Below are 12280 nucleotides of genomic sequence, written 5' to 3'. Positions count from 1 at the left end.
GCCGTTCCCGGGTTCGTGACAACGGGTGAACCGGCGTGACCGGTCCGTGTGTTCGGCGTCAGACGCCGGCCGGCATCGTCCCGGCCGTAATCGCGATACGACCGATCAGGCCCTTGACGATCAGGTCCAGCGCCGACCCCTCGCGATAGTCGGCGGCGGCGACGAAATTGACCCGGTCCTCCGAGATCAGGCCGTAGATCTTCTTCTGGTCGCGCTCGGAGTTGCGCGGATCGTAGACCGCGATCGAATAGCCGCCCTTGGTGTGCATCATCTTCATGGTCGGCACGTCGGTGTCCCCGTCGCCGAGGAAGATCATCCGCTCGAACGGCACAGGCCGGTCGTCGTCGGCCATGAAACGGTTGATCTGTTCGTGGTCCCAGTGGTTCAGCACGCCCTTGTTGATGCGGAACAGGTACTGGGTCTTGGTGGTGTAGTTCACCCCCACCGCCGGCCAGATGGCGATGCCGTGGTCGTCGTAGACGAATTTCGACGCGAAGACGTGGTGGAACTCGTCGCGGATCGGACAGCCGTCGATCATCTCCTCCAGCCCCGCCGAGATGATGTAGTGCTCGATCTCCAGCCCGTATTTCTCGCCGACCTCGTTGATGCGGTCGAACCAGCCCTTGCCGGTCAGGTCCGATTTCAGGCCGTCGAACAGCTTCACGTCCTGGCCGTGCTCGGCCAGCAGCTTGCGCGTGATCGGCGCATTGTTGTCGCGCGCCTGTTTCAGCATCAGCTGCATGTACATCAGGATGTTGTCGGCGTCGGCGTCGCGCGTCAGCTTGTCCGCGGCCCCCCAGAAGTCGCCGACCCCCATGCCGATCGACGGAATGAAGGTGACCTCCTGCATGTTGCCGCGCGCGAGGGTGCCGTCGAAGTCGTAGATCAGGGCGGTTTTCAAGCGTTTGGCCATGGGGAGCGAGATCCTGCGTTCTCCGCCGCTCTAAACCAATCTAGCCGAGCCGCAACTCCGGGGCCGCGGCCACGACCGCCGCTTCCAGCGGCAGGTGCAGGATGAAGGCGGCGCCCTTGCCCGGCTCGCTCTCGACCTCGGCCCAGCCGCCGTGCAGTTCGACCAGCGCCTTGACCAGGGCCAGGCCGACGCCCGGCCCGCCGCGCTCGCGCCGGACGAAACGGTCGAAGACGTGGGCCTGCAGATGATACGGAATGCCCCGGCCGCTGTCCTCGACGCGAATGCGGACCTCGGACGAGGTGCCTTCGGCGGTCAGGGTCACGGACCCGCCCTCGGACACCGACCGGGCGGCGTTGTCGAGCAGATGTTCCAGCGCCTGGCCCACCCGCTGGGCGTCGGCGCGGATCGGACGCAGGCTGGCGGGACACGTCACGGTCAGGGTCGCGCCGCGTCCCTCGATCCGGGCCCGCGACTTCTCCGCCGCGTCGTCCAGCAGGTCGCACACGCGCACGTCGCCCAGCGTCAGCTCCATCTCGCCGGCGTCGATCTGGGCCATGTCGAGGACGTCGTCGATCGACCCCGCCAGCTGGCTGGCGGCGACGCGGATGGCGCCGGCGTGCTGGCGGCTGCGCTCTGGCAGGTCGGCCTGCATCTCCAGCAGTTCGGAATAGCCGACGATGGTCGTCAGCGGCGTGCGCAGCTCGTAGCTCACGCTGCCCACGAACTCGCGCTTCAGCGCCGTGGATTCCTCCAGCGCCTGCGCCTTGGCGGCCAGGGCCTGCTCGAGCCCGCGCCGGGCGGTCACGTCGGCGAAGGCCACCAGCGTCGCGCCGTCCGGGAGCGGCCGCGTCAGCCAGGAGGCGATCCGCCCGTCGGCCGTGCGCCCCTCGCCGGCGATCGGCACCCGGCTCTCCGGATCGGGATCGGCCACCCGCGCCTTCAACCCCAGCCACAGGGCCGGGTCGGGCATGGTCGACTGGCACAGCGCCGCGACCGCGTCGAAATCCCCCGCCGCGTCCAGCGCGTCCCCGGTCACGCCCCAGAAATTGTCAAAGGCCTCGTTGTGCAGGCGGATGCGCCCGTCCGAGCCGAACACGGCGACGGCGTCGTTCAGCTTGTCCAGCGTCGCCGTCTGGACCTGGATCTGGGCGTTGAACCGGCTGCGCAGCTTCAGTTCGTCGGTGATGTCCGAGAACAGCAGCAGCACCCCGCCCAGCGGGTGCGGCTGGCGCACCACCCGCAGCGTCCGCCCGTCCGGCAGCGACCAGCTGTCGTCCGGCGCCGCCTCGGAGGCGCCGTAGAAGTCCAGCTCATTGGCCTTCCATCCGGCGTAGTCGATGACCTCGGGCAGCAGCCGGCGCTGACGCAGCTTGTCCAGCAGTTCGGCATGGGTCGGACGCTCGTCCAGCCAGGCCGGATCAATGTTGAAGAGCGACTGGAAGGCGGTGTTGTGGAAGGCCAGCCGCTTGGACGGGCCGAAGATGGCCACCGCGTCGGCCAGATGGTTCAGCGTCTCGTCATGGGCCTCGACGTGACGGCGCAGGGTGTCGCGCGTCTCTTCCGCCTCGGTCATGTCGAGGGCGAAGGCCAGCACGGCGCCCGCCCCGCCCTGCACCGGCTCGGCCACGATCCGCCAGGCCCGGCGACGGCCGCCGCCCGTGGTCCAGCGGAAGCCGTCCTGCGGCTGATTGGTTCGTCCCGCCTCCGCGACAATGGCGTCGGCGCCGCGGTCGAAACTCAGTCCCTTTTCCCGTGCGGCCTCGACGCTGTCGGCCTTCATCTCGGTCAGCCACGCCCGGTTGGCCCAGGCCAGCCGTCCGGCGCCGTCGGTAATCCATGTCGGCGCCGGATAGGAATCGGCCAGCAGGCCCAGCCCGCTCTCGGTCGCCGTGCCCACCAGTCCCAGTCGTGAGACCTTGAGCCAGGCCGCGCCCGCCGACGATCGCCCCTCGACGGCCCAGGCCCCCGCCGCGCCTTCCAGCACGGTGTCGAAGGCCTCGCCCTGGTCGATCAGGGCGTCCAGCCTCGCGCCCGCGGCCTCGCGCACGGCGTCCAGCACGATCAGGGATGGGTCGCCGTTCTCCTCGCCCTGCGGCGCCAGATCGCGGACCACGGCCTCCCAGGCGTCAGGCGCGCCCAGCCGCCGCGTCCGCCCGTCGGGCGCCAGCGCCAGTCTGACGTCTTCGAAGGCGGCCAGGGCGCCGTCGCAATCGGCCAGATCGGCGCGCGTGCGGACCAGTTCGGCCTCGGCCAGCCTGTGGCGCGTCGCCAGCCGGCCGCGCAGCCGCGCCGCCCAGGCGCTGAGCGCCAGCGCCAGCCCCGCGGCGCCCGCGGTCGCGACATAGGCGATGTCGGCCTCGGCCATCGTATTCGTTCAGCTCCCGCCCTGATTCGGTAACCATACCTGATGAGGGGCGAGGGACTAGGGATTAGGGATGAGGCGATGAGTTTTGGGCGCGGGGCCGGCGGGGTCGAGACCTTCCCAACCTCATCCCCAATCCCTAATCCCTCATCCCCATGACTGACTGGACCGATCAGACCGCCCCCTCGCTCGACGACTTCGCCCGGCTGGCCCGCGAAACCTTCGACGCCCTGCCCGATCCGTTCCGGTCGCTGGCCGGCGACGTGGTCATCCGCGTCGATGATTTCGCCGACGAGGAGACCCTGACGCTGATGGAGATCGAGGATCCGTTCGAACTGACCGGCCTCTACCACGGCGTCGACATCGGCCTGCGCGACCAGATGGGTCCGGCGGCTGAGGCGTCGCGCATCTTCCTCTACCGCCGCCCCATCCTCGACGAATGGTGCGAGCGCGGCGACGTCGGCCTGTCCGAAATCATCGCCCACGTCCTGATCCACGAGATCGGCCACCATTTCGGCCTCGACGACGACCAGATCCACCACATCGAGGACGAGGCGGACGATTAGGGACTGGTGGCTAGTGGCTAGTGGCTGGTTTGATTGCCGCTCGGTGACGGCGGAAGGGCGGCGCGGACAACGCAGTCGCGCAGGGGGCGGCCAGCCACTAGCCACTAGCCACAAGCCACTTCCCGGCCCCGCCTTAAAACCCGCACGATCTGTGGTATAAGCCCCGCCTCCCTCTCCTGCAGGACTGACCCCTTGAGCCTCACGCTCGACCTTTCGCGCACGTCCGCGGCCGCAAAGCCGGCGGCTCCCGTCAACCTCTCCGGTTTGACGCGCGCGGGGCTGCGTCAGGCGCTGATCGACGCCGACATCTGCCCGCCCGAGAAGGCGAAGATGCGCGCCAGTCAGGTCTGGGGCTGGATCCACCACTACGGCGTCACCGACTTCGCCGTGATGAGCAACATCGCCAAGGACACCCAGGCGAAACTGGCCGAGGCCTTCACCCTGGCCCGCCCCGAGATCGTCGAGCGTCAGGTGTCGAAGGACGGTACCCGTAAATGGCTGATCCGCACCGCCCCGGGCATCGAGATCGAGACCGTCTACATTCCTGACGTCGGCCGCGCCGGCGCCCTGTGCGTCTCGTCTCAGGTCGGCTGCACCCTGAACTGCACCTTCTGCCACACCGGCACCCAGAAGCTGGTCCGCAACCTGACCGCCGCCGAGATCGTGGCCCAGGTGCAGGTGGCGCGCGACGATCTCGAGGAATGGCCGTCGCCCAAGGAAGACCGCCGCCTGTCCAACATCGTCTTCATGGGCATGGGCGAGCCGCTCTACAATCTGGACCACGTCGCCGACGCCATCGACATCATCTCGGACAATGAGGGCATCGCCCTGTCGCGCCGCCGGATCACCGTCTCGACCTCGGGCGTGGTGCCCCAGCTCGAGGCGCTGGGAACGCGCACCCAGGCCATGCTGGCGATCAGCCTGCACGCCACCAACGACCCCCTGCGCGACGTGCTGGTGCCGCTGAACAAGAAGTACGATCTCGAACAGCTGATGGCCGGCATCCGCGCCTATCCCGGCATCTCCAACGCCCGCCGGGTGACGTTCGAATATGTGATGCTGAAGGGCGTCAACGACAGCCCGGAAGAGGCGCGCGCCCTGCTCAGGCTGATCGAGGGCATTCCGGCCAAGGTGAACCTGATCCCGTTCAATCCCTGGCCCGGCACCGACTACGAATGCTCGGACTGGAAGACGATCGAGCGGTTCGCCGCCATCCTCAACAAGGCCGGCTACGCCTCGCCCATCCGCACCCCGCGCGGCCGCGACATCCTCGCCGCCTGCGGCCAGCTGAAGTCCGAAAGCGAGAAGGTCCGCGCCTCGGCGCTTCGGAAAGCTGAGCAGGCTTCCGACGAAGCGGCGTGAACTGAGTGGCTGGTGGCTAGTGGCTAGTGGCTAGTGGCTAGTGAAGTCGTCCAACCCCTCTCGTGGCGGAAGGGCGGCGCAGTCGAATCCCGGTGCGCCGGTGTTGGCCAGCCACTAGCCACTAGCCACTAGCCACTCCCCCGACACACGGCGTCACACTTCTTGACCGTGTGTGGCGCCGTCGCGCTTGCGGATTGAGGCGAAAACCGGGCAATCGTCGGAGACCTTCTGACCCCCGGATCGCCATGGACTCCTCGTCCCTCTCCACCCTGCTCGACAGCGCCGAGGTCCAGGCCTTCGCGACCGGCTTCCCGACCACCATGGCGCACCTCGGGGTGACCCTGGCGCTGATGCTGGCCGGCGCCGTGATCTACGCCCTGTTCACGCCCTGGAAGGAGATCACCCTGATCCGTCAGGGCAACGCCGCCGCCGCCGTGGCCTTCTCCGGCGTGCTGGTCGGCCTGGCCATTCCGCTGGCGGTCAGCCTCAGCGTCTCCACCTCGATCAAGGACATCGCCCTGTGGGGCGTCGCCACCGTGGTGATCCAGCTGCTGTCCTTCCGCCTCGTCGACATGATCCTGACCGGCCTGCCCCAGCGCATCCGCGAGGGCGAGGTCGCCGCCGCCGTCCTGCTGGTCGGGGCCAAGATCTCGACCGCCCTGATCCTCGCCGCCGCCCTGACGGGCTGACGCCATGGCCTTTCCCCGCCCGCCTGACTGGCTGATCTATTCGGCGGTGGTCGGCGGCCTGCTGCTGCTGTCGCTGGGCCGGCGCGAGAACGCCGACGCCCCGCCCGCGCCGCCGCCGCCCGACGAGATCGAGGGCGCCCTGCTGGGCCCGATCACCCCGTTCGATCCGGCCGTCACCGTCAACGCGCCGGACATCCCGTTCCAGCCCGCCTCGGGCACGGCCTTCTCGATCTCGCGCGAGGGCCGGTGGGTTACCGCGCGCCACGTGGTCGAGGGCTGCCGACGGCCCGCTATCCTCGTCGGCGGCGGCCGCGCCGTGGCGGCGGACGTGCGTCTGGCCCCGCGCGCGGATATCGCCGTGCTGCTGACGCAAGGAGGGGCGGACGCGGTCCCCGTCTCCGCCCTGCAGAGCCTGCGCACCGGCCAGCGGGCGTTCCACCCGGGCTATCCGCAGGCCCGCGCCGGCGAGGTCACCTCGCGCCTGCTGGGCCGCGAGACGCTGAGGGTGCGCGGCCGCGGCCAGCGCGACGAGCCGGTTCTGGCCTGGGCCGAGGTCGGCCGCACCGACGGACTGGGCGGCACGCTGGCGGGTCTGTCGGGCGCGCCCGTGCTCGATCGTCAGGGCCGCGCCATCGGCGTCACCATCGCCGAAAGCCCGCGCCGCGGCCGGATCTACACCACCTCGCCCGACACCTTCGGCCCCGCCATCCGCGGCGTGCAGACCGCCGACGAACCGCTGACGGGCCGCACCGTCACCATCGACAACTACGGCCTCGTGGCGGACGATCTGCGCCGCGAACTGCGGGTCGCGCAGGTGGTGTGTTTGTCGGCGTAGAATTCTCCCTCCCCTTCATGGGGAGGGATGTCGGCGCGAAGCGACGACAGGGTGGGGCATGTCAGACGTTCCCCCACCCGGTCGCTGCGCGACCACCCTCCCCATGAAGGGGAGGGAGAGCGCGATCGCTACCGCAACGTCGCGCTGTCCAGGTTCAGGCTCGACAGCGGAATGACCTCGACGTTCGGGTGCCGGGCGCGCAGGGCGTCGAGGAATTTCGACGCGTCCCCGACCACCACCACGCTGGCCCGGTCGACCGGAATGTCGCGGGCGAAGGCGGCCTGGACCTCGTCGGCGTCGACGCCTTCGACATTGTTCACATAGGCGGCCAGATCGCTCATCGGCAGGTCGTAGAGCGCCAGCCCCGCAACCAGCCCGCCCAGCCCGTCCACCGTCTCCAGCGAGTCGCTGAAGGCCCCGGTCAGGATGGCGCGGCGGGTCGTGATCTCCGACTCCGTCGGCGCCGTCGCACCCAGACGGACGACCTCGGCGAGGATCAGGTCGACCACCTCGGGCGCCGCGTCGTTTCGCGTCTGGGCCGAGGCGACAAAGGCTCCCGCGTCCCGGCGCACGCCCAGCGACGACCGCGTGCCATAGCTCAGGCCGCGCTTGATGCGGATCTCCTGATTGAGGCGCGAGGTGAAGCTGCCGCCCAGCAGGGTGTTGCCCAGGGTCAGCGGGAAATAGTCCGCCGTCGCGCGCGGCACGCTGCGCATGGCCACGGCCACCGCCGCCTGTCCGGCGCCCGGCTGGTCGATGACGATGACGCGCGGCGCCACGGCCTGTCCGGCGGGCGCGGCGACGGGCGCCGCGCTCGAACCGGCCGGCGCCCAGTCGCCGAAGGCCGACTGGGCCAGGGCCCGGGCCTGCGGCTCGGTGATGTCGCCCGAGAACACCAGCGTCGCCGCCTCGGGGCGATAGCGGGCGGCGTGGAAGCCGACGATGTCGTCGCGCGTGATCGACGGCAGCGAGGTCACCGTGCCGATGCCCGGCGAGCCGTAGGGCGCATTGCCGTAGACGACGCGGCCGACGGCCTGGTTCAGCACCTGACCCGGCGTGCTCAGGGCGACCTTCAGACCGTCCAGGGTCTGGGTCCGCTGGCGGTCCAGCTCCTCCTCGGCGAAGGCGGGATTGCGCACCAGATCGGCCATCAGGGCGACCGCCTGCGGGAAGACGTTGGCGGGCGCATTGGCGAAGACGTTGGTGAAGTCCGGACCCGCGCCGGCGCCGACATTGGCCCCCAACTGTTCGATCTCGGTGGCGATCTGCGGCGCCGAGCGCGTGGCTGTGCCCTGCGTCAGCAGGTTGGCGGTCAGGCTGGCCGCCCCGGCCTTGCCCGCCGCCTCGTCCGCCGAACCGGCGTCGAAGCTCAGACGGGCCGAGACCAGCGGCAGGCCGCTCTTGGGCGCCACCAGCACGCGCAGACCGTTGTCGAGACGGAAGTCGGCGATGGCCGGGGTGGAGGGCGACACCGCCGCGGCGATCTCCGGCATCGGGGCGCGCTCGGCCTCGGGCAGCAGGGTGAAGATCTCGCCCACGGGGGCCAGGTCGGCGACCCGCACCGGCGCGTCGACAGCGGTGTTCTGCGCCGTCGTCGGGTTGGCGTCGTCGGCGGCCAGGTAGCGGATCGTCGCCGCGCGCTGCGGGGTCAGATAGCGGCGCGCCACGCGCTGCACGTCGGCGGCGGTCACGGCCTGGATGTCGGCGATCTCCCGGTCGGCGGCCGAGGCGTCGCCGTTGGTCCCGATCAGGGCCGAGCCCAGCACATTGGCGCGGTCGTCGATGGTCTCGCGGCTGCGCAGGGCGTCGGCGACCAGTTCGTTCTTGGCCTCGGCCAGTTCGGCGTCCGTGACGGGCTCGTCGCGGAAGCGGGCGATCTCGGCGTTCAGGGCGGCGACGCCCTCGTCGGCCGTATGGCCGTCGGCCATGATGGCGTAGGCGGTCAGGTGGCCGGCCTGCTGCTTCATGTCGGGCGAGGAGCTGGCCTGGCTGGCGATCTCCTGTTCATAGACCAGCGACCGGTACAGGCGCGAGCTCTCGCCCGTCGACAGGATGCCGTCCAGCACCGTCAGGGCCGCGCGATCCGGATCGCCGTATTTCACCGTCGGCCAGGCCAGCATTACGGCGGGGAGGGGCACGTTTGGTGCGTAGAAGGTGACGTCGCGCGGACCCGCGGGCTCCGGCTCGACCACATTGTTGGCCGGCAGCGGACGCTCGGGATTGGCGATCGGCGCGAAATACCGGTCGATCCAGGCGTCCAGCTGCGCCTGGTCGAAATTCCCGGCCACGATCAGATAGGCGTTGTCGGGCCGGTAGTAGGTGGCGTGGAAGCGCCGCACATCCTCCAGCGTCGCCGCGTCCAGATCCTCGATCGAGCCGATGGTCGTCCGGCGATAGGGGCTTTCCTGATAGACGGTGGCCGGTTCGAACACGCCGAACAGCCGGCCGTAGGGGCTGGCCAGAATGCCCTGCCGGTACTCCTCCTGAACCACCGCCCGCTCCGAGCGGAACACGTCCTCGCCGACGACCAGCGAGCTCATCCGGTCGGCCTCGGCGAACAGCAGCCGTTGCAGGTGGTTGGCCGGAATGGTCTCGTGATAGGCCGTGACGTCGTCCGAGGTGAAGGCGTTGTTGTTGCCGCCCACGTCCTCGGTCAGGCGGTCGAAGGTCTCGTCGGGGAAATTCTTGGTCGCCTTGAACATCAGGTGTTCGAACAGGTGGGCGAAGCCCGAACGCCCGGCCGGATCGTCCTTGGACCCGACCTTGTACCAGACCTGCACCGTCACATTGGCGGTCGAGGCGTCGCGCGCGGTGTAGACCTTCAGCCCGTTCGGCAGGGTGCGCTCGACAAAGCCCAGCGGCGGCACGGCGACCGTGGCGGCGGGCGCCGTTTGCGCGATGGCGGGGGCGGCGGCCGGAAGGCCGAGCAGAAGGGCCGAGGCGGCGGCGGTCAGGATCAGGCGGGACTTCATGGACGGGGCTCCGAAAGCCCGACGCACGCGGGCCGGCGGACCCTATCAGCGGCGCAACCGCACGCACCTTACGGAGTCGTAATGATCGTCGCGGTTACGGCAGGGCGCGGTAGCGGAAGTCACGGAACCGCGCCTCCCCCGCATCGCCCGCCGCATACAGGCCCGGCCTCAGCGCCATGAAGCCGCCGCGCACATTGTGATGGTAGCCCGACACCTCCATCTGCCGGTCGAACTTCTTCCAGACCCGCCCGTCGGCGCTGTGGTGGAAGGTCACCACATGCCGGTCGTTGGTCATCCGCAGCCACATACGGGCGCCATGCGGATTGGCGGGCCGGCCCCGCTCCAGCCCGTACTGATGCGTCACGAACCGCCCCGCATCGAAGCCCAGACCCGCGTAGAGGGCGCTGTCGTAGAACAGCAGCACCCCCGCCGTGACGCCGGGATCGACCTCGATCTCGACCTCGATCTGATACGCCTGCTCGCCCTGCACGCAGGTGACCGGCGAACCGTCGCGCGGCGAGGCGCCCGACGCCCCGAGCCGCAGCACGCCGTCCCCGCTGACGAACCGCGCCCGCTCGCCCGGCCCCGGATTGTGGAAACTCCACTGCACCCCGAACCGGTCGCCGCTGAAGTCGTCCGACAGGGCCGCGCCATGCGGGAGGGCCTGCCCCCCGCGCGGCGCCGCCAGCGGTCGCGACAGGTCGCCGCCGGCTGCAACCGGCCAGCCGTCGTCGCGCCAGACCACCGGCTCCAGCAGCGTCTGCCGCCCGAGGGTCCAGTAGCCGTTCTCATAGGCGTGATAGACCATCCACCAATCGCCTGCGGGGCCCTCGACGAGGGTCGCGTGCCCCTTCGACCACCAGGGCTCCGAGCGATCGCGCGTGCGCACCAGCGGATTGTCGGGATGATCCTCCCACGGGCCGAACACCGACCGCGACCGGGCGACGATGACCATATGGCTGGTCGGCGGTCCCGCCGTGCCGCCCACGGCCGTGACCATGAAGAACCAGTCGCCGCGCCGCGTGATCTTCGGCCCCTCGGGCGAGAAGCTCTCGACGTCCCAGTCGTCCGGATAACGCCAGGGATCATGGACGTGCCGCACCGCCCCGGCCGTCGACAGGCCGTCGTCCGTCAACCGCACCAGATCGCCGCCGCTGAGGAACAGGTACCGGTGGCCGTCCTCGCCCACCGCATGGCCGGGATCGATATGGTCGGGCAGGTTCAGATCGACCGGGTCGCTCCAGGGCCCCTCGATCCGGTCGGACCAGCTCACCCAGATGGTCCTCCGCTCGGGCGTCCGTGCCGGAATGTACAGATAGTACCGCCCCTCGTGCCGGCACAGCTCGGGCGCCCAGACCGAGCCGATATTGCGCGTCAGCGCCGCCGTCACCGGCGTCCAGTTCAGCAGGTCCCGCGACCGCCAGATCACCAGCCCCGGCACGGACTCGAACGACGAGAAGGTCATGTACCAGTCGTCGCCGTCGCGCAGGATCGACGGGTCCGGATGGTCGCCCGCCATGACGGGGTTCAGATAGCGGCCGTCGCCGAGGTCGGCCTTGCGCTGACCCTCGACGCCGCGCGCCGTCACGGGGGCCTGGGCCGCCGCCGCCCCGGCGCCGCCCAGCAGCGGGGCCGCCGTCGCCGAGCCCAGCAGGCCGAAGGCGTTTCTGCGCGTCCATGACATCGGCCGTCCTCCTGTCCCGACGCCACGATGACACCGGTAGACAGGGCGTCAATCCAGCGTCAGCGCCTGGGCCAGAAGCTTGGCTTCGGCGGCCCGGCTCGAGCCCGTCCGCCACGCCACCACGATCTCGCGGCGCGGGGCCTTGGCGGCGATGGGCCGCACCACCACGCCCGGCATGTCGGCCAGTCCCGCGCGCACCGCCATCTCGGGCAGGAAACTGACCCCCAGCCCCGCCGACACCATCTGCACCAGCGTATGCAGGCTGGTCGCCGCGAACACGTCCTCGCCCTTGGGCGGATCGATGTCGAAGGCCGCCAGCGCCTGGTCGCGCAGGCAGTGGCCGTCCTCCAGCAGGATCAGGTCCTCGGCCTTCAGCGAGCCGGCGGGGATCGGACCCGTCCCGGCCAGAGCATGGCCCGACGGCGCGGCGGCGAGAATCTCATCGTCCCCGATCCGCGCGTGGTCGACCCCGCTCGAACTGTAGGGCAGGGCGATCACCGCCGCGTCCAGCTGACCCGCCTTCAGCCCCGCGATCAGACGCGGCGTCAGGTCCTCGCGGATGAACAGCCGCAAGGCCGGATAGGCCAGCTTGATCCCCGGCAGTTTGGTCGGCAGCAGGAAGGGCGCGACCGTCGGGATGACCCCCAGCCGGAACCGGCCCGACAGCGGCTTGCCCGCATTCTTGGCCGCCTCGACCAGATCCTCGGTGCGCGCCAGCACATCCTCGGCCCGCCGCACCGCCTCGGCGCCGACAGCTGTCAGCTGGACATTGCCGCGCGTGCGCTCGACCACCGGCGCCCCGAGAATCTTCTCCAGCTCCTGCACACCGGCCGACAGCGCCGGCTGGCTGACGTGCGCGGCCTCCGCCGCCCGGCTGAACGAGGCGTGCTCGGCCAG

9 protein-coding genes are annotated in these 12280 nt (G+C 70.2%); 4 read left to right on the top strand and 5 right to left on the bottom strand.

Annotation, left to right across the window (positions count from 1 at the left end; translation table 11 throughout):
* Positions 1-58: 58 nt before the first annotated feature.
* On the bottom strand, positions 59-913 hold the full coding sequence (locus V6M42_RS01485) for an HAD family hydrolase (RefSeq protein ID WP_332676669.1): 855 nt from the start codon (positions 911-913) through the stop codon (positions 59-61).
* Between the two features lie 40 nt (positions 914-953).
* Positions 954-3278 (bottom strand): PAS domain-containing sensor histidine kinase, encoded by a 2325-nt coding sequence (locus V6M42_RS01480; protein ID WP_332659872.1) that lies wholly within the window; start codon positions 3276-3278, stop codon positions 954-956.
* A gap of 152 nt (positions 3279-3430) precedes the next feature.
* Here V6M42_RS01480 and V6M42_RS01475 point away from each other — a divergent pair, with 152 nt between their 5' ends.
* The 4 genes from V6M42_RS01475 to V6M42_RS01460 all read left to right on the top strand — a co-directional run bounded on the left by V6M42_RS01475 (position 3431) and on the right by V6M42_RS01460 (position 6727).
* Entirely contained in the window at positions 3431-3841 is a 411-nt protein-coding gene (locus V6M42_RS01475) for a metallopeptidase family protein (protein WP_332676667.1), read from the top strand.
* Positions 3842-4033: 192 nt separating this feature from the next.
* Complete coding sequence (rlmN, locus tag V6M42_RS01470) at positions 4034-5203, top strand: 23S rRNA (adenine(2503)-C(2))-methyltransferase RlmN (protein WP_332676665.1); 1170 nt, start codon at positions 4034-4036, stop codon at positions 5201-5203.
* A 245-nt stretch (positions 5204-5448) separates the two neighbouring features.
* Positions 5449-5892, top strand: coding sequence for a DUF350 domain-containing protein (locus V6M42_RS01465; protein ID WP_332659875.1), 444 nt, complete (start codon positions 5449-5451; stop codon positions 5890-5892).
* 4 nt (positions 5893-5896) lie between these two features.
* Positions 5897-6727 carry a S1 family peptidase gene (locus tag V6M42_RS01460; RefSeq protein WP_332676662.1) on the top strand — a complete coding sequence of 277 codons (831 nt, stop codon included), beginning with the start codon at positions 5897-5899 and terminating at the stop codon, positions 6725-6727.
* Positions 6728-6855: 128 nt separating this feature from the next.
* Here V6M42_RS01460 and V6M42_RS01455 read toward each other — a convergent pair whose 3' ends face one another.
* The 3 genes from V6M42_RS01455 to V6M42_RS01445 form a co-directional block, all read right to left on the bottom strand.
* Positions 6856-9699 carry a M16 family metallopeptidase gene (locus V6M42_RS01455; RefSeq protein ID WP_332676659.1) on the bottom strand — a complete coding sequence of 948 codons (2844 nt, stop codon included), beginning with the start codon at positions 9697-9699 and terminating at the stop codon, positions 6856-6858.
* 94 nt (positions 9700-9793) lie between these two features.
* Entirely contained in the window at positions 9794-11383 is a 1590-nt protein-coding gene (locus V6M42_RS01450; protein ID WP_332676658.1) for a family 43 glycosylhydrolase, read from the bottom strand.
* A 48-nt stretch (positions 11384-11431) separates the two neighbouring features.
* On the bottom strand, positions 11432-12280 hold an 849-nt coding region (locus tag V6M42_RS01445; protein ID WP_332676656.1), incomplete at its 5' end, for a hydrogen peroxide-inducible genes activator.

The sequence above is a fragment of the Brevundimonas sp. genome, from assembly GCF_036677305.1.
In the GTDB taxonomy this organism is placed as follows: Bacteria; Pseudomonadota; Alphaproteobacteria; order Caulobacterales; family Caulobacteraceae; genus Brevundimonas.
This window is presented reverse-complemented; position numbering and strand designations above follow the sequence as displayed.

What these genes read in the sequence shown, in the direction of transcription:
- V6M42_RS01450 (WP_332676658.1), bottom strand. Translation starts at nt 11,383, where the DNA reads ATGTCATGGACGCGCAGAAACGCCTTCGGCCTGCTGGGCTCGGCGACG.
- V6M42_RS01480 (WP_332659872.1), bottom strand. Translation starts at nt 3,278, where the DNA reads ATGGCCGAGGCCGACATCGCCTATGTCGCGACCGCGGGCGCCGCGGGG.
- V6M42_RS01475 (WP_332676667.1), top strand. Translation starts at nt 3,431, where the DNA reads ATGACTGACTGGACCGATCAGACCGCCCCCTCGCTCGACGACTTCGCC.
- V6M42_RS01465 (WP_332659875.1), top strand. Translation starts at nt 5,449, where the DNA reads ATGGACTCCTCGTCCCTCTCCACCCTGCTCGACAGCGCCGAGGTCCAG.
- V6M42_RS01460 (WP_332676662.1), top strand. Translation starts at nt 5,897, where the DNA reads ATGGCCTTTCCCCGCCCGCCTGACTGGCTGATCTATTCGGCGGTGGTC.
- V6M42_RS01455 (WP_332676659.1), bottom strand. Translation starts at nt 9,699, where the DNA reads ATGAAGTCCCGCCTGATCCTGACCGCCGCCGCCTCGGCCCTTCTGCTC.
- V6M42_RS01485 (WP_332676669.1), bottom strand. Translation starts at nt 913, where the DNA reads ATGGCCAAACGCTTGAAAACCGCCCTGATCTACGACTTCGACGGCACC.